This window comes from Bradyrhizobium sp. WSM2793, from assembly GCF_000379585.1.
Lineage (GTDB): Bacteria > Pseudomonadota > Alphaproteobacteria > Rhizobiales > Xanthobacteraceae > Bradyrhizobium.
On the sequence record NZ_KB902822.1, the window covers coordinates 1 to 19,529 of the forward strand.

The 19,529-nt window shown below is 64.9% G+C and carries 19 protein-coding genes; 10 read left to right on the top strand and 9 right to left on the bottom strand.

The features are described from left to right. The 3 genes from A3AS_RS44370 to A3AS_RS0137295 all read right to left on the bottom strand — a co-directional run. Positions 1-167: transposase family protein (locus tag A3AS_RS44370; protein WP_018322526.1), on the bottom strand; the 167-nt coding region annotated here is incomplete at its 3' end. 141 nt (positions 168-308) lie between these two features. Then, positions 309-1,247, bottom strand: coding sequence for a LysM peptidoglycan-binding domain-containing protein (locus A3AS_RS0137290; protein WP_018322527.1), 939 nt, complete (start codon positions 1,245-1,247; stop codon positions 309-311). 181 nt (positions 1,248-1,428) lie between these two features. Next, entirely contained in the window at positions 1,429-1,923 is a 495-nt protein-coding gene (locus tag A3AS_RS0137295; protein WP_018322528.1) for a MarR family winged helix-turn-helix transcriptional regulator, read from the bottom strand. Positions 1,924-2,019: 96 nt separating this feature from the next. Between A3AS_RS0137295 and A3AS_RS0137300 the strand changes: the two genes are divergently transcribed. Both A3AS_RS0137300 and A3AS_RS0137305 read left to right on the top strand, forming a co-directional pair. After that, entirely contained in the window at positions 2,020-3,228 is a 1,209-nt protein-coding gene (locus A3AS_RS0137300) for an ABC transporter substrate-binding protein (RefSeq protein ID WP_018322529.1), read from the top strand. 14 nt (positions 3,229-3,242) lie between these two features. Further along, positions 3,243-4,421, top strand: a complete 1,179-nt coding sequence (locus tag A3AS_RS0137305; RefSeq protein ID WP_018322530.1) for a cytochrome P450 — start codon at positions 3,243-3,245, stop codon at positions 4,419-4,421. Positions 4,422-4,451: 30 nt separating this feature from the next. Here the strand turns inward: A3AS_RS0137305 and A3AS_RS0137310 are convergent, their stop codons facing one another. After that, on the bottom strand, positions 4,452-5,171 hold the full coding sequence (locus A3AS_RS0137310) for a hypothetical protein (RefSeq protein WP_018322531.1): 720 nt from the start codon (positions 5,169-5,171) through the stop codon (positions 4,452-4,454). A gap of 276 nt (positions 5,172-5,447) precedes the next feature. Here A3AS_RS0137310 and A3AS_RS0137315 point away from each other — a divergent pair, with 276 nt between their 5' ends. After that, entirely contained in the window at positions 5,448-6,371 is a 924-nt protein-coding gene (locus A3AS_RS0137315) for an ABC transporter ATP-binding protein (RefSeq protein WP_018322532.1), read from the top strand. Next, the gene (locus A3AS_RS0137320; protein WP_018322533.1) at positions 6,368-7,129 is read left to right on the top strand and encodes an ABC transporter permease; all 762 of its coding nucleotides are present in this window, start codon (positions 6,368-6,370) and stop codon (positions 7,127-7,129) included. The genes A3AS_RS0137315 and A3AS_RS0137320 overlap by 4 nt, the downstream gene beginning before the upstream one ends. Before the next feature lie 7 nt (positions 7,130-7,136). Here A3AS_RS0137320 and A3AS_RS0137325 read toward each other — a convergent pair whose 3' ends face one another. Continuing rightward, the gene (locus A3AS_RS0137325) at positions 7,137-7,463 is read right to left on the bottom strand and encodes a hypothetical protein (protein WP_018322534.1); all 327 of its coding nucleotides are present in this window, start codon (positions 7,461-7,463) and stop codon (positions 7,137-7,139) included. A 304-nt stretch (positions 7,464-7,767) separates the two neighbouring features. Here A3AS_RS0137325 and A3AS_RS0137330 point away from each other — a divergent pair, with 304 nt between their 5' ends. Together A3AS_RS0137330 and A3AS_RS0137335 are read left to right on the top strand one after the other, a co-directional pair. Continuing rightward, on the top strand, positions 7,768-8,562 hold the full coding sequence (locus tag A3AS_RS0137330) for a L,D-transpeptidase (RefSeq protein ID WP_026202764.1): 795 nt from the start codon (positions 7,768-7,770) through the stop codon (positions 8,560-8,562). A gap of 68 nt (positions 8,563-8,630) precedes the next feature. Beyond that, positions 8,631-9,614, top strand: a complete 984-nt coding sequence (locus A3AS_RS0137335; protein WP_018322536.1) for a glycerophosphodiester phosphodiesterase — start codon at positions 8,631-8,633, stop codon at positions 9,612-9,614. 85 nt (positions 9,615-9,699) lie between these two features. Here A3AS_RS0137335 and A3AS_RS0137340 read toward each other — a convergent pair whose 3' ends face one another. Beyond that, a complete protein-coding gene (locus A3AS_RS0137340; RefSeq protein WP_018322537.1) occupies positions 9,700-11,979 on the bottom strand; it encodes a fused MFS/spermidine synthase in 2,280 nt (759 codons plus the stop codon). Between the two features lie 228 nt (positions 11,980-12,207). Between A3AS_RS0137340 and A3AS_RS0137345 the strand changes: the two genes are divergently transcribed. Then, complete coding sequence (locus A3AS_RS0137345; RefSeq protein ID WP_018322538.1) at positions 12,208-13,818, top strand: NAD(P)/FAD-dependent oxidoreductase; 1,611 nt, start codon at positions 12,208-12,210, stop codon at positions 13,816-13,818. 272 nt (positions 13,819-14,090) lie between these two features. On the opposite strand, the gene A3AS_RS0137350 is transcribed toward A3AS_RS0137345, so the two are convergent. After that, positions 14,091-14,246, bottom strand: a complete 156-nt coding sequence (locus A3AS_RS0137350) for a Flp family type IVb pilin (RefSeq protein WP_018322539.1) — start codon at positions 14,244-14,246, stop codon at positions 14,091-14,093. Positions 14,247-14,408: 162 nt separating this feature from the next. On the opposite strand from A3AS_RS0137350, the gene A3AS_RS0137355 reads away from it, so the two are divergent. After that, on the top strand, positions 14,409-15,296 hold the full coding sequence (locus A3AS_RS0137355) for a 50S ribosomal protein L11 methyltransferase (protein ID WP_018322540.1): 888 nt from the start codon (positions 14,409-14,411) through the stop codon (positions 15,294-15,296). Positions 15,297-15,421: 125 nt separating this feature from the next. On the opposite strand, the gene A3AS_RS0137360 is transcribed toward A3AS_RS0137355, so the two are convergent. Further along, positions 15,422-15,601 (bottom strand): hypothetical protein, encoded by a 180-nt coding sequence (locus A3AS_RS0137360; RefSeq protein WP_018322541.1) that lies wholly within the window; start codon positions 15,599-15,601, stop codon positions 15,422-15,424. A gap of 186 nt (positions 15,602-15,787) precedes the next feature. On the opposite strand from A3AS_RS0137360, the gene A3AS_RS0137365 reads away from it, so the two are divergent. Continuing rightward, positions 15,788-17,617, top strand: a complete 1,830-nt coding sequence (locus A3AS_RS0137365) for an aminopeptidase P family protein (protein ID WP_018322542.1) — start codon at positions 15,788-15,790, stop codon at positions 17,615-17,617. 189 nt (positions 17,618-17,806) lie between these two features. Further along, positions 17,807-19,081 (top strand): multidrug effflux MFS transporter, encoded by a 1,275-nt coding sequence (locus A3AS_RS0137370; RefSeq protein WP_018322543.1) that lies wholly within the window; start codon positions 17,807-17,809, stop codon positions 19,079-19,081. 267 nt (positions 19,082-19,348) lie between these two features. On the opposite strand, the gene A3AS_RS0137375 is transcribed toward A3AS_RS0137370, so the two are convergent. Continuing rightward, positions 19,349-19,529: transposase (locus A3AS_RS0137375; RefSeq protein ID WP_026202006.1), on the bottom strand; the 181-nt coding region annotated here is incomplete at its 5' end.

Consider the following 19,529-nt stretch of genomic DNA (forward strand, 5'->3'; position numbering starts at 1 on the left):
CGCAACAACTCCTCCTTCGACTGTCCGAAGTCCGCCATGTCCGAGCACGAATCCGCCCCGCACAACGTCGCCGCCAACGCGATGAACAGTACTTCCAGCAGATCATGCCGGGCATTGTCCGCGCGCGGGTCCGGCAACCGCCGAAAGGCCTTTCTGAACTTCTGCATCCGACCCCCTCCGTCTTCCGGGAGTCGTCTTCAGAATCCGTCTTGCCTTCCAATGCAATAGCTAGACAAAACCCATATGCGATTCCCCTGCCCGCAAGCGGGAGAGGGAGCGCACCGTCCTCCGCGGCAAGATAATGAGCCCTACTTCCGCTTCGTCGGAGCCGGCGGCGTCACCATCGCGGCCGTGGGCTCGGGCGGTGTCAGATGCCGGGGCACGATAATGGTCTGGCCCGGCGTGAGCTGCGCGTTCTCTGCAAGCGAGTTGCTCTGCGCGAGCGTCCACAGCGGCACGCGATTGGCGGCGGCGATGCTCTCCATGGTGTCGCCGCGGCGCACCGGCACGCGCACGCCGCTGTCCCATAGCTCGACCAAGGTGTCCGCGGGGACGAGGTAGCGCAGCGGCACGGCATCGCCCTGGGTCTGCGGCGGAATGCGAGGCAGTTGCGTCACCATCTCGACGATCTGGCGATGGATGTCGTCGGACTTCTCGATGTTGATGTGCGAGACGCGCGCGTTTTCCTTCAGGTCGTAGCTCGCATAATGGCCGCGAAAGCCGGGGACCGCGACGACGTCGCCGCCGCCGAGCACGCTGTCGGACAAGAAGATGTTGATGAAGCGCTCGACATTGAGCGGCACGTCGCCGGTCGCATGCGCGGGATCGATGGCGATGACGAGGCTGATCGGGATGCTCTCCTTGGCCGCCATCTCGGAGATGACGATCGAGCACAGACCACCCATGGAGTGCCCGATCAGCACGATCGGCGCCGCCTTCTCCTTGTAGCTGGCGATGACGCGGTTGCCGATGAACCGGCAGAGGGTGAATTCATAGACATCGGCGGAAAAGCCGGCCTGTGTCAGCTTCTCGCCGAGCCGGTCCATGCCGGTCGAGAAGATCGGGCCCATGGCGCCACGGAACAGGTAGACGTTCGGCGGCGGCAACGGCTCGAACGGCGGAGGCGGCGGCGCTGCGGGTGCGGCCGCGTTGGCCTTGGACTTGGCAGGTGAGGCGGCGGCCATGCCGGGGCTCAGGGCGAGCAGCGCAACGGCTGCCAGCGCGACTAGTCGCCTCAAATCAATCATCAATCCAGCAGTCCCACGACGGGAGGCGATCACCTCCCCCGCGGGCTTAGTGACGGCCGATTGGGTGGAATTTGGGGCACGGAACCGGCCTCCATCTCTTCCGGGCGCGAACGCTCACCGCACGCCTGGCGGCGCGACCGGACTTTGCGACGATTTGGCCTCAGTCCTCGCTCGCGAACGGCTAAAATGGCAGCATCCGGTTCAGCAATTCGAGCAGCGTGCGCTGCTCGGCGTCGCTGAGCGGCGCCAGCATCTTCCGATTATAGGGCTCCGTCAGCCTTGCGCCCTCCGCAATGAGCTTTGTGCCCTTCGGCGTCAGCATGAGCTCGACGGCGCGGCGATCGGACTTCGAGCGGTTGCGCTTGATAAAGCCGGACGATTCCAGCTCGTTCAGGATCTTGATCAGGTTCGGCAGCCGCAGCCGGAGCAGGCTGGCGAGGCTGCTTGGCGGCACGCCGGGATTGTCGCGAATGACGGCGAAGATCGCATAGGTCGCGGGCGTCAGGCCCAAGGCGGCGAACTCCTCGTAGAAGCCTTCGAAGAACTTCAACTGCGCCAGGCGCAGCATGAAGCCGGGGGTGCGCTGCAGCGCGCGCAGGTCCAGCGATTTCTCCGTCTGCGGAGCGGACTTTTGCGGAGTGGATTTGGCTCCGGGTCTTAGAGGCTTCGAGCTCATGATTCTCAATCCTAGGGACGAATTGACACTCTCAAAAATAGCTATAAAATATAACTATTATTCAGCGGCACCAAGACCGCCCATGGGAGGGATCCAATGAACAGCAAATTCCTGCATAAATTGTGCATCTTGGCCGCAACCCTGACCGCGGCGCCGGCCTTCGCACAGGAGGTCGTGAAGATCGGCATCCTGAACGACCAGTCGGGCCCGTTCGCGAGCTACCAGGGCATCGGCTCGGTCGTCGCCGCCAAGATGGCCGTCGAAGACTATGGCGGAAAAGCCGCGGGCAAGGTGGTCGAGGTCGTCGCGGCCGATCACCAGAACAAGACCGACATCGGGATCGGCATCGCTCGGCGCTGGTACGAGAACGAGAGCGTCGATGCGATCTTCGACCTTCCGAATTCCTCGATCGCGCTCGCTGTCGCCGGCATGAGCGCCGAGAAGAACAAGGTGTTCGTCGGATCCGGCGCCGGGACGGTGCTTCTGACCGGTGAAAAGTGCACGCCGAACACGGTGCACTGGACCTACGACACCTATTCTTACGGCCGCGGTCTCGGCAAGGCGATCGTGCAGCAGGGCGGCAAGAAATGGTTCTTCATCACCGCCGACTACGCCTTCGGTCATGATCTGGAAAAGCAGGCCGCGGAAGCCGTGAAAGCGGCCGGCGGCGAGGTACTCGGCAGCGTACGGCATCCCTTGGGAACGGCGGACTACGCCTCTTTCCTGCTGCAGGCCCAGGCTTCGGGCGCGAACGTCGTCGGCTTCGCCAATGCCGGTGACGACACCATCACGTCGATGAAGCAGGCCGCCGAGTTCGGGCTGACCAAGGACCACAAGCTGGTCGGATTGATCCTGGGCATGAACGGGCTTCCCGCGCTTGGCCTGAAGTTTGCGCAAGGCGCGCAGATCATGAATCCGTTCTACTGGGATCTGAACGACGGCACGCGGGCCTTCGCAAAACGCTTCGCCGAGCGCATTCCGTCGAAGGCCTATCCGAACGACATGCAGGCCGGCGTCTATGCCTCGGTCATTCACTATCTCAAGGCGGTCGACAAGACCGGCGGCGCCAAGGACGGCAAGGCCGTCGTCGCCGCGATGAAGGAGATGCCGACCGACGATGCGCTGTTCGGCAAGGGCTATATCCGCAAGGACGGACGCAAGATCCACCCGCTCTACCTGTTGCAGGTCAAGTCGCCGGAGGAGTCGAAATCGAGCTGGGATCTGCTGAAGGTCGTCGCCACCATCAAGGGCGAGGACGCGTTCCGCTCGGAGAGCGATGGCCAGTGCCCGCTCAGCAAGCCCTAGAAGCGGAGCTGACCATGAGCGGCATCGCCTCCAGTCAGATCGACCCGTTTGCGCCTGACTTCCTGTTGAACCCCTATCCTGCCTATGAGGCGCTACGCGCGCTCGGGCCCGTCTTCGCGCTGGAGCGTTACGGCGTGTGGGCGATGGCGGGCTATGGCGAGGTCGAGCCGGCCTTGAAGGACTGGAAGACGTTCATCAGTGGCGAGGGCGTCGGGCTCAACGGGATGAACCCTGCGCTGCCAAAGCCACTGACGCTCCAGATCGATCCGCCCGACCACGACAAGGGCCGGCGGGTCCTCGGCCGCACGCTGTCTCCGGGTGTCGCGAGGAAGCTGCGCGAGACGTTTCAGCAGGAAGCGGAGAAGAAGGTCACGGAGCTGATCGACAAAGGCACGTTCGATGCCGTCACCGATCTTGCCGAAGCCTATCCGATGAAGGTGTTTCCCGATGTGATCGGCATCCGGGCGGACGGCCGCGAGAAGCTCTTGGCCTGGAGCACATTCGTGTTCGACAGCTTTGGCCCCGAGAACGAGATGCTAGCGGCTTCACGCAAGGCAGGCCTCGCCGCCCAGAGCTGGATCATGGACTGCTGCGCACGAGATGCGTTGCGGCCCGACAGCCTCGGCATGATGATCTACCAGGCGGCCGACGACGGCGAGATCACCGAGCACGAAGCGACCCACCTGGTGCGGCCATTCCTCACGGCGGGGATCGACACCACCGTCAACGGCATCGGCAACACCCTGCTCGCGCTCGCCACCCATCCGGATGAATACCGCAAGCTCCACCAACGGCCGGAGCTGGCGCGCAATGCCTTCGAGGAAGGCCTGCGCTATGATTCGCCGGTGCAGACGTTCTTTCGAACCACCTCGCGCGACGTCGAGATCGGCGGCGGCGTGATCCCGGCACACCGCAAGGTGCTGCTGTTCATGGCCTCGGCCAACCGCGATCCGGCGCGATGGGAGAGAGCCGACCGGTTCGAGGTCGAACGGACCGCGACCGGGCATGTCGGCTTCGGCGCGGGCATCCACGCCTGCGTCGGTCAGATGATCGCGCGTCTGGAAGGCGAATTGATCTTCAGCGAGCTCGCAAGGCGCGTGAAGACCATCGAACTCACGGCGGAGCCGAAACGCAGGCTCAACAATTCCCTGCGCGGGCTGGAGAGCATGCCGGTCCGCGTGACATCCGCTTAGGCGGCATCACGCGCGAGGATGCGCAACGGTTCAGTTCCGTGCCGGAGCAGCCGCGGCCGCCGAGCGCGCCTGCCCGGGCGAGCCGCGTTCGGCGACCGGGACAGCCGGTGCGCGCGAACGCATGATGGCGGCGTCGATCTCGGCGATGACACGGCGTTGGATCGCCTCGTTCTTGTCGATCGAGATGTGGCCGACACCGGTGCCGCGCACGTCGACATTGTCGAGCTTGCCGCGGAAACCGTCGGCACGCTTGACCGGCTCGCCGGGGCCGTCGCCGATATAGATGTTGATGTAACGCTCCGCGCCGGTCGAGAGCTTGGTCTTGAACACGGAATCGAGGCCGATCGCGAGCTTCACGGGCACGCCGAGCCGGTTGAGTTTTGCGATCATGTCCGGCAGCGCGGTCGCGCCGGAGGAATGGCCGACCAGGACGATGGTCTTGAGCCGGCCGGCCTTGTAGGCGGTCGCGGCTTCATCGGCGAGCGACGACCAGGACACGAAGTTGGCGACCGTCACCGGGATGCCCTGCGCCTGGAGCCGGGCACCGATGGTGTCGAGGCCGAGCGAGAAGATGTTGAGCACGCCGCGGAGCAGATAGACATGCGTGGTCGCGACCTGGGCCTGGCTCGGGGCCGCTCGGGCCGTGGTCGGGCTGATGGCAACAGCTGACAGCAGGAGCAGGCAGATCGCCCAGACACGGAGCGCGGACAACTGGCTGGCGCCGGCGGTGTGACGGCCGTTCGGTCTCATCGGTGTTTTCCCTGGGGACAATACGCTTTGCGATTGGCCGGAATCGTAGCCATGGCCTGCTCGCAGACGCAACAAAGAGCCGCGTGAATGGCAATCTTAGCCACAGCCCGTGACCATCGCGCAACACCTGCCCGAAACCTGCCACCGAAGCGCCTGTTTTGAGACCATTTTTCTCCGGGCAATTGCGGCCCGGCAAAGGCATTCCTATCTCAGGGCTCCGCTGACCCGCCGTTCCCGGCAGGTTCCAGCCTCCCCTCCCCAGTCCTACCGGCCCTCATGTCCTCCATCATCTCCGTCGCCAACCTGTCGAAGACCTATGGGTCCGGCTTCAAGGCGCTCAAAAACGTCAATCTCGACATCAAGCGGGGCGAGATCTTCGCGTTGCTCGGCCCGAACGGCGCCGGCAAGACCACGTTGATTTCCATCATCTGCGGCATCGCCAATCCGAGCGAGGGCCGCGTCCTCGTCGGCGGCGAGAACATCCAGACTTCCTACCGCAAGGCGCGCTCGCTGATCGGCCTCGTGCCGCAGGAATTGCACACCGACGCCTTCGAGAGCGTGTGGGCGACCGTGAGCTTCTCCCGCGGCCTGTTCGGCAAGCCGAAGAATCCTGATCACATCGAGAAGGTGCTGAAGGACCTCTCGCTCTGGGACAAGAAGGACAACAAGATCATCACGCTCTCCGGCGGCATGAAGCGCCGCGTCATGATCGCCAAAGCGCTGTCGCACGAGCCGCAGATCCTGTTCCTGGACGAGCCCACCGCCGGCGTCGACGTCGAGCTGCGCAAGGGCATGTGGGAGGTGGTGCGCACCCTCCAGCAGTCCGGCGTCACCATCATCCTCACCACGCATTACATCGAGGAAGCCGAGGAAATGGCCGACCGCATCGGCGTCATCAACAAGGGCGAGATCGTGCTGATCGAGGACAAGGCGACGTTGATGCAGAAGCTCGGCAAGAAGCGGCTGACGCTGCATTTGCAGGGCAGGCTCGACGCGCTGCCGGAGAGCCTTGACCATTACGAGCTGGAGCTCTGCGATGCCGGCGCGACGCTGGTCTACGATTACGACACCAAGGGCGAGCGCACCGGCATCACCAGCCTGCTCGGCGATCTCCGCACCGCCGGCATCCGCTTCAACGATCTCGACACGACGCAATCGTCGCTCGAGGACATCTTCGTCGATCTCGTGAGGACGTCATGAACCATCGCGCCATCCGCGCCATCTATCTGTTCGAAATGGCGCGCACCTGGCGCACGCTGCTGCAAAGCATCGTCTCGCCCGTCGTCTCGACCTCGCTCTATTTCGTGGTGTTCGGCGCCGCGATCGGCTCGCGCATCAGCCAGGTCGAGGGCGTCAGCTACGGCACCTTCATCGTGCCGGGCCTGATCATGCTCTCGGTGCTGACCCAGAGCATCGCCAACGCCTCGTTCGGCATCTACTTCCCGAAATTCACCGGCACGATCTACGAGATTCTGTCGGCGCCGATCTCCTATTTCGAGATCGTGCTCGGCTATGTCGGCGCCGCCGCGACCAAGTCGATCATTTTGGGCCTGATCATCCTGGCAACGGCCGGACTGTTCGTGCCGCTGCATATTCACCATCCGGTCTGGATGCTGGCCTTCCTGGTGCTGACGGCGGTGACGTTCAGCCTGTTCGGCTTCATCATCGGGATCTGGGCCGACGGCTTCGAGAAGCTGCAGATGATCCCGATGCTGGTGGTGACGCCGCTGACCTTCCTCGGCGGCAGCTTCTATTCCATCGACATGCTGCCGCCCACCTGGCGCACGGTGGCTATGCTCAACCCGGTCGTCTATCTGATCTCCGGCTTCCGCTGGAGCTTTTACGAGATCGCGGACGTCAGCATGTCCGTGAGCGTCGGCATGACGCTGGCGTTCCTGGTGATTTGTCTCGTCGTGATCTGGTGGATTTTTCGGACGGGGTATCGGCTGAAGAACTGACGCGTCATCACCGATAACAGTGGAAGCGGTGATACCCGTCATAGTATCCGTGGCAGCGGTGACGGTAGTGACGATGGGGAATGCCGAGCACGCCCTCGACTGCACCAACGGCGCCGCCGACGCCGGCACCGACGACGCCTCCGACCGCGCCGCCCACGGGGCCGGCAATCCGGTTGCCCTCGTACGAACCTTCCTGGGCGCCGCGGACGATGCCCTGGGCGTGGCCGGCCTGCGGCAGCGCCAACAGCGCGAGCAGGATGGCGGCGGCTGCGAACACCAGACGGAAGGCTAAACCGGCCGGCGACGGCGCGGCGGCGATGCGGGCTTTGTTCATCTTCGATCCCAAACGGTGAATGGCGGCGAGCGCCGCCTGTCGAGGCAGGTGATCGTCAACGCACCGGGCGGCCAAATGGTTGCGCCTTTGTGACGAATTGTCGGCGTTGTGAACGGGGCACCGCTCGCGAAAATGTCAGCTTCGCCGCGCGCGGCGCGGCACAAAGCGGCCTTGCTTACGCCTCGCGCCGCGTTAACGATGGGCAGGCAGGCCGCTGGAACGAAAGCCGGATTGCAGGCATATTGCACGCCGGGGACGGAGAGCCGCGGCGCCTAGCGTGAACAGGCCGGAGGCCAGGATTCAAATGCGTTTCCAGATGCGTTCATTTTTTATCGCTTTCACCTCACTGATGCTTTTGAGCGCAGGCAGCGCGCAAGCCAAGGTCGAGATCACCGTCGACAAGGACAATCAGCAGATGACCGTCGCCGTCGACGGCGTCGCGCGGTATCACTGGCCGGTGTCGACCGGCATCCCCTCGCGCGAAACGCCGAACGGCGCATTCCGCGCCTTCCGCATGGAAGAGGATCACTATTCCAAGGAATTCGACGACGCACCGATGCCTCACGCGATCTTCTTCACCAAAGTCGGCCACGCCATCCATGGCACCGACTCGGTCGGCCGTCTCGGTTCGCCGGCGTCCCACGGCTGCGTTCGGCTGTCGCGCCAGAATGCTTCGACGCTCTATGCGCTGGTGCAGCAGCAGGGCGTGCTCAACACCTCGGTGACGCTGACCGGCTCGGCGCAAGTGGCGCTGGCGCGCAATCCGCGCGGCCGCACCAACAATGCAGTCGCCCGCGCGCCGCAGCAGCCTGCCGAAGAGCAGTACGCGACCACCGGCGATCCCGTGAACCTGACGCCGCCGGCGCAGCCCGCCCGCCGCTACATGCCGCAGGACGACAACTACATCTATCCCGCCGACGGCAGCGACACCGGCGCGCGCTATCCGGCACCGCGCGGCACACGCCCGCTCTATGATGCGCAGGTCTACCAGCAGCAGCCGCGTCCCTATTACGACCAAGGCTCCGGCCAGCAGGGCTACTACTATCAGCCGCAGCCGCGGCAGGTTTACCAGCCGCGCGGCTATTACTATCAGAACTGAGGCGGCCGCGGCCGCCATCCGCCGCGCTCGCCGACCTGCATGTACAAATAGTTTCCTTTCGAGGCACCATGTCCTCACGTGCCGCGACCATTCTGATCGTGTTCTCCATGCTGATCGCGGGCCCGGCCATGGCCTTTGATATCGAGGCGCATCGCGGCGGGCGGGCGCTGCTGCCGGAAAACACCCTGCCAGCCTTCGCCAACGCGCTGTCGATGGGTGTGGACACGCTGGAGCTCGACGTCGGCGTGACCGCGGACGGCGAGGTCGTCGTCTCGCATGAGCGCGGGCTCAATCCTGATCTCGCACGCGGCGTCGGCGGGACTTACATTGCTCCGCCCGGCACGCCCTTGGTAAAACTGCGGCTGGACGAGGTCAGGACCTATGACGTCGGCCAAATCCGACAGGACAGTGCCTATGCGAAACAATTCCCCGACCAGCGCGCCCTGCCGGGGACACACATTCCCACCCTGAGCGAGCTGTTCGCGCTGGTGCGCAAGTCTGGCAACTCGCGTGTGCGCTTTAATATCGAGACCAAGATCGATCCGAACCGCCCCGACGAAACGCTCGATCCGCAAGCCTTTGTCACGAAGCTGCTGGGACCGATCGAGACCGAAACGTTTTCCGACAGGGTCATGATCCAATCCTTCGACTGGAGAACCCTGCAGCTCGTCCAGCAGCAGGCGCCGAAGATACCGACCGTGTACCTGACGCTCCAGCGCGGCACGGGCCAGACAGTCGCGCTGGACAAAGCCACCAATTGGACGGCGGGCTTCAGCCCGGCCGATCACGGCAGCTCGCTGCCACGGACGATCAAGGCGGCGGGCGGCACGATCTGGTCGCCCAATTTCGGCGACGTGACGGCGGCGCTCATCGCGGAGGCCCACGGACTCGGATTGCGCGTCGTGGTGTGGACGGTCAACAAGCGCGAAGACATGGCGCGGATGATGGAGCTCGGCGTCGACGGGATCATTTCCGACAGGCCCGACCTGCTGCGGGAGGTTGCCGGCGAGAAGGGCATTGTGCTGCCGGCGGGGACGCCGATCGTGCCGTAACCGTCGGTCTCGTGTCCCGGACGCGGTGCAGCGTGCAACGCTGCTGCGCTGCGTCCGGGGGCACGGAGACGATTGTCGTGCCGCCCTACTCTCCGTTCTTCAAACGCCGGTACAAGGCGCCCAGGATGTTGGAATAGTCGTCGGTCCAGACCCGCACCCTGTCGTCGGCTTCGGTCTGCTCCCAGACCTTCGAGGACGCGAGCCGACCGATGTCGGCCTCATCGCGCGCGGAGATGACGACGTCGGTCGAGAAGATGTAGTCGCCATCGCGCCCGGAATCCTCGTTGAAGACCCAGCTCTTCAAATCATTGGCGTCGGCGATGCCGACCACGACGGTCTCGAGATCGAGGTGCCGGTTGGAGACGTGCATCACCACGGCCCCGTGCGGCGCGAGCTTGTCCTTGTAGATCTTCATCGCCTCTTCGGTGGCGAGATGAATCGGGATCGCATCCGACGAATAGGCATCGACGATGATGAGGTCGTAGGCCCCATCGGGCTCCTTGGCGAAGGTGAGGCGCGCATCGCCGATCACCGGCTTCATGTCCGGCAGGCAGCTCGAGATGTAGCGGAAATTTTTGGGATCACGCGCAGCATCCACCATCGACTGGTCGATCTCGAAGAATTTCCAGTCCTCGCCAGGTTCGGCGGCGCAGGCGAGCGTACCCGATCCGACGCCGATCGCTGCGACCTTGAGCGGCGCGCCCTTGCGCTCGCGGATCGCGCTGACGGCCTGACCGATGCCGCCGTCCTTGTGATAGTAGGTGATCGGCTCGGGCCGGCCGGTGACCTCGGTGCCGTCATTGTTGCGGAAGCGCTCGGCGCCGTGGATGGTGGTGCCGTGCATCAGCACGTGGAAATAGCCGCCGGGCGTCACCACGATCTTGTGCACACCGAAGAAGCTGCGCACCGTCGTAACGCGACCTTCGTCCGCGGGATAAACCCGGATCAACGCCAGCGCGAGCGCGACGGTGGCGAAGATCTTCCAGCGGCCGGCATTGAGCGCCAGCGCCAGCAGCGCGGCGAGCACGCCGACGGCGCCGGCGACCCAGACGCGGTGATCCTCCAACCAGGTCGAGAGGCCGCCAGTGGTGTAGGACGGCGCAACCAGCGCAACCGCGAGCGCGGCGAGCACCAGCCAATACCATTTGACGACACCTGCGAGACGCTCGTTCGCGGACGGCCGGCACAGCGCGGCAAGCGCGATCAGGATCGGGTATTCGGCGATCCACGAGAAGGTGAAGGGAGCAACGAGGCCAGCAAAGAGACCGCCGACCATGCCGCCGAACGACAGCGCGACATAGAAACCGGTGAGATATCTGGCGGCCGGCCGCGTCCGCGCCAGCTCGCCGTGACAGGCCATGGCGATGACGAAGAAGCAGAGTTGATGGCCGCCGAGTGTCAGCAGCAAATTCTGCTCGCCGCCGAAGGCGAGCAGGACGATGACGCCCGCGATCGCGACCGGCTGCAGCATCAACATCCATTTGTGCGGCAGCAGCGGCCGCGACTGGAACACCACGACCCAGGTGAGCAGATAAAGCGACAACGGCAGCACCCACAGCAACGGCGCCGCAGCGACGTCGGTCGAGATGTGCGCGGTGACCGCGATGAGCAGGCCCGAAGGCACCGCGGCGAGGAAGATCCAGCGCAGCCGCGTCACGATATCAGGCGCCGGCGCGTTGACGTCCTCGGTTCGCGCATCGGCCACCGCCAGCTTCGGCGAGCGCAACAGCAGCACGCCGCAGGCGGCGATCAGGAGGATCAACAGGCCATAGCCACCGGTCCAGAGCCGGTTCTGCGCATGCAGCGTGAACATCGGCTCCAGCAGGAAAGGATAGGACAGCAACGCCAGGAAGCTGCCGATGTTGGAGGAGGCGTAGAGGAAGTAGGGATCGTGCCCGGCGGGATGGCCGGTGCGGACGAACCAGGCCTGCAGCAGCGGATTGTTGGCGGCAAGCGCAAAGAACGGCAGGCCGATCGAGACCACGAACAGGCCGAGCAGCCAGAACGCATAGCCCGAAGCCGGCGGCTCGCCATAGGCGGACGCAATGCCGAGCGGCAGCGTCACGAAGGCCGCGATCAGCAGCAGCAGATGCACGGCCACCGGCACGATGCGGCTCCTCGCCTGCATCAACAGATGCGCATAGGCATAGCCCGCCAGCAGCAGCGACTGGAAGAACACCATCGCCACCGACCACACCGCCGGCGAGCCGCCGAGCCGCGGCAGCACCATCTTCGTGAACAGCGGCTGCACCGAGAACAGCAGCAGCGCGCTGACGAAGATCGCAGCGGTGTAGACCGTCAGCAGCAGCCGGTTGCGCGAGGCGGACGGCTGCTCCGTGGCGGCAGGTTGCACGATCGAATCCATGGAAGCTCCAGCCTACATTCCCCGGCGGGCGCCGGACGCGCGCAATGGAGCACAAGGCGCCTGAACGGGCAATAAAGGCACTCGTGATGTTGCAGCGAGGAATGCCTGATATAGAGATGTCATTCCGGGGCGCGCGAAGCGCGAACCCGGAACCTCGAGATTCTCCGGTGCGGAGCCCGCACCATAGTTCGATGCTGCGCATCGCCCCGGAATGACGCCAGGGAAATCATGACCGAAACCGACGTCGTCATCATTGGCGCTGGCCATAACGGCCTCACTTGCGCCGCCTATCTCGCGATGGCGGGCCTGCGCGTGCGCGTGGTCGAGCGCCGCAAGGTGGTCGGCGGCGCCGCAGTCACGGAGGAGTTTCACCCCGGATTCCGCAATTCGGTCGCGGCCTACACTGTGAGCCTGCTCAATCCGCAAGTGATCCGCGACCTCAAGCTCACTGAACAGGGCCTGCGGATCGTCGAACGGCGCGCCCAGAACTTTCTGCCCGCGCCGGATGCCAGCTATCTCCTCACCGGCGAAGGGCGGACAAAGGCATCAGTCGCGCGGCTGAGCGCGCATGACGCAGACGCGCTCGACGGATTTTCGCGCGAGCTGGAAGACATCGCCGACGTGCTGCGGCAGTTCGTGCTCCGCGCGCCGCCGAACCTCGTCGACGGCTTCGGCACAGCGGCCGTTCGCGAAGGCGTCAACGCCTGGAAGACCGCCAACATCCTGCGTGGTCTCACGCTGGAACAGAGCCGCAGCCTGCTCGATCTCTTCACCCGCTCGGCCGGCGAGATGCTGGACGAGCGCTTCGAGCATGATTTGGTCAAGGCCCTGTTCGGCTTCGACGCCATCGTCGGCAACTATGCCAGCCCCTACGCCGCCGGCTCGGCCTATGTGATGCTGCATCACGCCTTCGGCGAGGTGAACGGCAAGAAGGGGGTCTGGGGCCACGCCATCGGCGGCATGGGCGCGATCACGCAGGCGATGGCGCGCACAGCGCGTGATCGGGGCGTCATGATCGACACCGATGCCGGCGTCCGTGAGATCATCGTCGAGCGCGACCGCGCCGTCGGAATCGTGCTGGAGAACGGTTCAACCATCCGCGCCAAATATGTCGCGGCCAATGTCAATCCAAAGCTGCTTTACACGCGGCTGGTCGCGGCCGACGCGCTCCCTGCGGACTTCCTCGCCCGCATCCGGCACTGGAAGAACGGCTCCGGCACCTTCCGCATGAACGTTGCGCTGGACCGCCTGCCCTCCTTCACGGCGCTGCCGGGCGAGGGCGATCATCTCAGCTCCGGCATCATCCTGGCGCCGAGCCTCGGCTACATGGACCGCGCTTATCTCGACGCGCGGGCGCAGGGCTGGAGCCGGGAGCCGGTCGTCGAGATGCTGATCCCCTCGACGCTCGACGACACGCTGGCCCCAGCTGGAAAGCACGTCGCCAGCCTGTTCTGCCAGCATGTCGCGCCGGAGCTTCCCGATGGAAAGTCGTGGGACGACCATCGCGACGAGGTCGCCGATCTCATGATCGCGACCGTGGACAAATACGCGCCGGGTTTTGCGGCGAGTGTGCTGGGCCGCCAGATCCTGTCCCCGCTCGATCTCGAACGGCAGTTCGGCCTCCTCGGCGGCGATATCTTCCATGGCGCGCTGACGCTGAACCAGCTGTTCTCGGCGCGGCCGATGCTGGGCCATGCCGATTATCGCGGGCCGTTGAAGGGCCTCTACCATTGCGGCTCCGGCGCCCATCCCGGCGGCGGCGTCACCGGCGCTCCCGGCCATAACGCCGCGCAGACGATCTTGAGAGATCACCGGTCGCTGTTCGGAAGCCGTGGATAGGTCTGTGGATGAGCTGTGGACTGGCCGTTGAATGATCTGTGGTCAGACCGAGGATACATGGGCCAGAACGCCGGGACTGAACTTGGGGAAAGCCGGTGGACAATCGCGGGACAAGCGGGTGGACGGGGTCCCGGCAAGCGGTGGACAATTTGTGAAGATCACTGAGAACGCTCGCCCGAAAACGACCTCGCCCGCCAGGGTATCCCCTCGCGGGCGGTGATCAGGAAAAACCTCAAAGAAAAATAGCCCCCGCTGGGAAATGGAGGCGGAAATTACTTCAAGGAGCTGCTAATCGAAGTGAACTTGTCGTTCAGGGTGACGCCCAGGCTGTTCACCACGGTGATGATCGCCAGAGCGATACCTGCGGCAATCAGGCCGTACTCGATCGCGGTTGCGCCGGACTCGTCCGACCAGAACTTTTGAACCATGCGCTTCAAAACTCGCCTCCGTTTCAATTCCAAGCTGTGTTGGTTGGTTTCCACATCCGCAAAGATACGGGGCGCAACCTACAGCCCGGTTAACCGGGAACCGCAACTTGTGCGGAAAAATGGCGACGAAAGCTCCAAAAATTGAACTCAACGGAACCCTGAATGCAGCCTTCTCCAACCCATCGCGCCAGCTTTTCGATCGGCAGCGAGGCCGACGCCAGGCGCGTCGTCGACGTGCTCACCGAGGTGTTTTTCGACGGCGATGCGGCGGTTGCCGCCTTCGAGCGGCCCGACGGACCATGGGACGTCACGCTCCATTTCGCCGAGGCGCCCGATCAGGCTTGGCTACGCGAACTCGTTGCAACTTCAGCAGGAAATGCGATCGCCGCGACGCTTCTCTTCGACACGGTCGAGGCCAAGGACTGGGTCAAGGCCAGCCTGGAAGATCTCGTCCCGGTCCCGGCCGGGCGCTTCGTCGTCCACGGCAGCCATGACCGCGACCGCGTGGCGCCGAACAAGCTCGCCATCGAGATCGAGGCGGCGCTCGCCTTCGGCACCGGCCACCACGGCACCACCCGTGGCTGTTTACTGCTGCTTGACCATGTCCTTAAGAGTTCCCGTCCGAGGAACCTGCTCGACCTCGGCACCGGAACCGGCGTCCTCGGCATCGCGGCGGCGAAGGCGCTGCATCGCGCGGTGCTCGCCTCCGACATCGACCCGCCGTCGGTGCGGGTGGCGGCCGAGAACGCGGTAATGAACGAGGTCGGCAACCAGGTCCGCGTAATACGCGCCACCGGCTTCGCCGCGCCGGATTTCGAAAAGGCCGGTCCGTTCGACCTGGTGCTGGCCAACATCCTCGCCAACCCGCTCAGGCAATTGGCGGGCCCGATGGCGCGGCATCTCGCGCCCGGCGCACGTGTCATCCTCTCCGGCCTGTTGACGCACCAGGCCCCGGCCGTGATCGCCGCCTACCGCGCGCGCGGCCTCGTGCCGTTGAAGCATCTGCGGATCGAGGGGTGGAGCAGCCTGTTGCTGCGGAAGGTGTCGTAGGATGGGTTAGCCCTGCGATTGCGCAAAAGCGCAATCACTCGGCGTAACCCACCTCTTTTGTCACCGCGGGAAAAGACGTGGTGGGTTACGCCTTCGGCTAACCCATCTCACGAAATTCCGCCGCGCTACTCCGCGGGCTTCTCGTCCCGCCGCATCGGAGGCTCGTCCTGCAAGCTACGCCTCGCGCGACGCTCGGCGATACGGTCGATCATCTGGCGCATGACGCCGCGCGGCTTCTTCGGTGCCGCCGCAGTCGGGGCGCGACGCACCGGCGGCGTAATCTTCTCAAACGTGAACGCTGGCATCGTGTGTCCCCTCGCCGTTGAGATGAACCACCTGCTCGAATTTCCCTGTCATCCGGACGAAGCGCAACTGCCGCATCCTTTACTCCACTCAATTCGAATGGAACCATTCAAGCACAGTCCATGCCAGATGCGATGCGAATGCGTCCAGATTGCGGACTCGTCCCCATGATCCTAAAGTGATCCACCATGTTCGAAGCACACTTCCAGACATTCGAGGAGCCGGAGGGCGGCGTCGCATTGACGGCGCGGCTCGCTGCCCTTCGCGAAGAACTCGCCCGCCGCAAGCTGACCGGCTTCGTGATCCCGCGCGCCGATCAGCAGCAGAACGAATATGTGCCGCCGTCCGAAGAGCGGTTGGCCTGGCTGACCGGCTTCACGGGCTCGGCGGGACTCGCGGTGGTGCTGACCCAGGAGGCCGCATTGTTCGTCGACGGCCGCTACACGCTTCAGGCCGCCAAGCAGGTCGACGCGAAGGCCTGGGCCGTGGAATCGCTAATCGATCCGCCGCCAGAGAGCTGGGTGTCCGCGCATCTGAAGGCCGGTGACCGCCTCGGATTTGATCCGTGGCTGCACACTTTTGCGGCAGCCGAGCGCCTGTCCGCCGCCTGCGCCAAGGCCGGCGCCGAGTTGGTCGCCGTCGACAGCAATCCAATCGACGCGGTCTGGCAGGACCGCCCGCAGCCGCCGATCGCCCCCGTCGCCGTGCACAGTCTGCAGAATGCCGGCGTCACTGAAGCCGAGAAGCTGACGCAGATCAGAGCCGAGATCGTCAAGCTCGGCGTCGACGCGCTGGTGCTATCGGACAGCCACGCGGTGGCCTGGACCTTCAACATCCGCGGCGCCGACGTCGCGCACACGCCGCTGCCGCTGTCCTATGCGCTGGTGCCGAAGGACGGTCGCCCCACCATCTTCATCGACCATCGAAAACTCTCCAACCTCACGCGCGACCATCTCGAGCAGTCCGCCGACGTGCGCGAGCCCGATGCGATGGCGCCGACGCTGATGGCGCTGGCCAAAAGCGGCGCTGCGATCGCGCTCGACGGTGCCACAGCGGCCGATGCGCTCAGCCGCCTGATCGCGGGCGCCGGCGGCAAGCCGGTGCGCGGCAGCGATCCGATTGCGCTGCTCAAGGCAGTCAAGAACGCGACCGAGATCAAGGGCACGAAGACGGCCCATGTGCGTGACGCCGTGGCGCTGGCACGCTTCCTCGCTTTCATTGATCGCGAGGCCGCAAGCGGCAAGCTCACCGAGATCGACGCAGTCGAGGCGCTGGAGACACTCCGCCGCGACACCGGCGCGCTGAGGGACGTATCGTTTCCGACCATCTCCGGCACCGGCCCGAACGGCGCCATCGTGCACTACCGCGTCACCCGCAAGAGCAACCGGCGGATCGCGCCCGGCGATCTGCTGCTGATTGATTCCGGCGCGCAGTACGAAGACGGCACCACGGACGTCACCCGCACCATGGCCGTGGGCGAGCCGACGGACGAGATGCGCGACCGTTTCACCCGCGTGCTGCGCGGCCATATCGCGATCGCGCGCGCCGTCTTTCCGGACGGCACCACGGGCGCGCAGCTCGACACGCTGGCGCGGCAATATCTCTGGGCCGCCGGCGTCGATTTCGAGCACGGCACCGGTCACGGCGTCGGCAGCTATCTCTCGGTGCACGAAGGGCCAGCGCGGATCTCGAAGCTCGGTACCACACCGCTGAAGCGCGGCATGATCCTCTCCAACGAGCCCGGCTACTACAAGACCGACGGTTTCGGCATCCGCATCGAAAACCTCGAGCTGGTGGTGGCCGCCGACATCAAGGGCGCCGAGAAGCCTATGAACGCGTTCGAGACGCTGACGCTGGCGCCGATCGACCGCCGCCTCATCGATGTCGCGATGCTGAGCCGCGACGAGCTCGGCTGGCTCAACGCCTACCACGCGCGCGTCCGGGCCGAGGTACGGCCCGCGCTGGACGAGGCGACACAGACCTGGCTCGATCAGGCGACGGCAGAGCTGAAGGCGTAGGGTCACCCTGCCGCAGCGCGCATGGCGCTACGCCGTTTGCGCAACGCTGTTTTCCCGACACGGAGGCTAAAGCGAATATCGCGCCTCCAGCATAACCATCCCGGAATCCGTATAGCCGCATTCCGAAACGCCGATATCCGTCTTGCGCGAGCGCGCTACAGTCGATTCGAACTCGAAAGACGGACACCAATGCACGGCATGATCAGCAAGCCGCCGGGAGCGGCGGCCAACCTCGCGACGTCGCGCCTGGTGCTGCTGTTGCTGGTCGTGATGACCGGGATCGCGCCGATCTCGCTTTATATCCTGGTTCCGGCACTGCCGGTGCTGGCGACGAATTTCGGCAGCGACATCTCGATCGCGCAGATGACGGTGTCGCTCTACATGGTCGGCATCGCGCTGTCGCAGCTCATCATGGGACCGCTGTCCGACCGGTTCGGACGACGCCCTGTGCTGCTCGGAGGGCTGGCGCTGATGGTCGTGGCCAGCGTCGCGTGCATCTTCGCCGAGACCTTGCCGCAATTGATTGCCGCGCGCTTTTTCCAGGCGCTCGGCGGCGCCTCCGGCATGGTGATCAGCCGTGCCATCATCCGCGACATCTACGAGCGCGACCGCGTCGCCTCGATGATCAGCCTCGTGGTCGCCGCGCTGATGATCGGGCAGATGGTTTCGCCGCTCACCGGCGGCCTGATCGAGACCGCGTTCGGCTGGCGCGCGATCTTCTACGCCATCACCATCGCCGCGATCATTGTCGCCGCCGGCATCGCGGTGGCGCTGCCCGAAACGCGGCGCAGCCGCGCCGCCGGCAGCGGCTTCCGCGGCGACGTCGGCATCTTGATCCGCAACCGCGCTTTCGTCGGCTATGTGATGTGCCAGGTGCTGGCCTCGCAGATCATCTTCACCTTCGCAGGCGGCGGCCCCTACATCGTGGTGACGCAGATGGGCCGCAGCAGCGCCGAATACGGCGCCTGGTTCGCGACCTCGGGCTTTGCGTTTCTCGTCGGAAATCTGCTCTGCGTGCGCTTTGCGCCGCGGCATTCGCTGGAAAAGCTGATCTGGTTCGGGCTCGCCCTTCAGCTCGCCGGCAGCCTTGCGAACCTGCTGTGGAGTTTGATCGGCTGGAACGAGGCGCCGGCCTGGCTGTTCGGCACGCAGATGATCGTGATGGCCGGCAATGCATTCGTGATGGCGAATTCGGCCGCCGGCGCCATCAGCATCCGCCCCGAGGCCGCCGGCACCGCCTCCGGCACGATGGGCTTCCTCCAGCAGGGCATCGGCGCGCTGATGTCGCAATTCGGCGCCTATCTCGGCGGCCACTCCGCCACGACGCTGCCGCTCACCGCCGCAGTCCTCGCGATCTCGCTGCTCTGTGCCTGCGTGATGATCTTCGTCGTCCCCCGCCGCAAGATGACGGTGAGCGAGACGCTGATCAAGCAGGCGGAAGAGGAAGAGAGTGGGATGATGTGAGGGAGGCTATGCGCGTTACCCTTCCCCTCTCCCCTTGTGGGAGAGGGTGGCTCGCCGCGGAGCGGCGAGACGGTGAGGGGTCTCTCTCCACGCAGATCACTCTCAGTCGAGTTTGTGGATACGACCCCTCATCCGGCGCTTCGCGCCACCTTCTCCCACAAGGGGCCTGTTGCGTTATCGGTCTTGGAGGCTGAGGACATGAGGAGAGAGGGGCGCGGTCACGGCAATTGCCAGCGAGGTCTCTAGTGTTCGCCCTCGGCGGGCGGTTCAGGCCGCGATCGTGGCCCACCGCCTCATGTTGAAAGCGATCGAGGCGAGCAGGACCTGCCCGCTTGCCTTCATCAGACCAACGTAGCGGATGCAGGTCAGTCGCATGCGGCGTTTGAGAGTGGCGAAGGTGGTCTCAACCTGGGCTCGTCGGCGCGCGATGAGGCGGTTGTAGCGTTTG

Excerpts from the sequence above, each read along its gene's own strand:
- A3AS_RS0137290 (WP_018322527.1), bottom strand. The coding sequence starts at position 1,247 with ATGATTGATTTGAGGCGACTAGTCGCGCTGGCAGCCGTTGCGCTGCTC.
- A3AS_RS0137295 (WP_018322528.1), bottom strand. The coding sequence starts at position 1,923 with ATGAGCTCGAAGCCTCTAAGACCCGGAGCCAAATCCACTCCGCAAAAG.
- A3AS_RS0137300 (WP_018322529.1), top strand. The coding sequence starts at position 2,020 with ATGAACAGCAAATTCCTGCATAAATTGTGCATCTTGGCCGCAACCCTG.
- A3AS_RS0137305 (WP_018322530.1), top strand. The coding sequence starts at position 3,243 with ATGAGCGGCATCGCCTCCAGTCAGATCGACCCGTTTGCGCCTGACTTC.
- A3AS_RS0137310 (WP_018322531.1), bottom strand. The coding sequence starts at position 5,171 with ATGAGACCGAACGGCCGTCACACCGCCGGCGCCAGCCAGTTGTCCGCG.
- A3AS_RS0137315 (WP_018322532.1), top strand. The coding sequence starts at position 5,448 with ATGTCCTCCATCATCTCCGTCGCCAACCTGTCGAAGACCTATGGGTCC.
- A3AS_RS0137320 (WP_018322533.1), top strand. The coding sequence starts at position 6,368 with ATGAACCATCGCGCCATCCGCGCCATCTATCTGTTCGAAATGGCGCGC.
- A3AS_RS0137325 (WP_018322534.1), bottom strand. The coding sequence starts at position 7,463 with ATGAACAAAGCCCGCATCGCCGCCGCGCCGTCGCCGGCCGGTTTAGCC.
- A3AS_RS0137330 (WP_026202764.1), top strand. The coding sequence starts at position 7,768 with ATGCGTTTCCAGATGCGTTCATTTTTTATCGCTTTCACCTCACTGATG.
- A3AS_RS0137335 (WP_018322536.1), top strand. The coding sequence starts at position 8,631 with ATGTCCTCACGTGCCGCGACCATTCTGATCGTGTTCTCCATGCTGATC.
- A3AS_RS0137340 (WP_018322537.1), bottom strand. The coding sequence starts at position 11,979 with ATGGATTCGATCGTGCAACCTGCCGCCACGGAGCAGCCGTCCGCCTCG.
- A3AS_RS0137345 (WP_018322538.1), top strand. The coding sequence starts at position 12,208 with ATGACCGAAACCGACGTCGTCATCATTGGCGCTGGCCATAACGGCCTC.
- A3AS_RS0137350 (WP_018322539.1), bottom strand. The coding sequence starts at position 14,246 with ATGGTTCAAAAGTTCTGGTCGGACGAGTCCGGCGCAACCGCGATCGAG.
- A3AS_RS0137355 (WP_018322540.1), top strand. The coding sequence starts at position 14,409 with ATGCAGCCTTCTCCAACCCATCGCGCCAGCTTTTCGATCGGCAGCGAG.
- A3AS_RS0137360 (WP_018322541.1), bottom strand. The coding sequence starts at position 15,601 with ATGCCAGCGTTCACGTTTGAGAAGATTACGCCGCCGGTGCGTCGCGCC.
- A3AS_RS0137365 (WP_018322542.1), top strand. The coding sequence starts at position 15,788 with ATGTTCGAAGCACACTTCCAGACATTCGAGGAGCCGGAGGGCGGCGTC.
- A3AS_RS0137370 (WP_018322543.1), top strand. The coding sequence starts at position 17,807 with ATGCACGGCATGATCAGCAAGCCGCCGGGAGCGGCGGCCAACCTCGCG.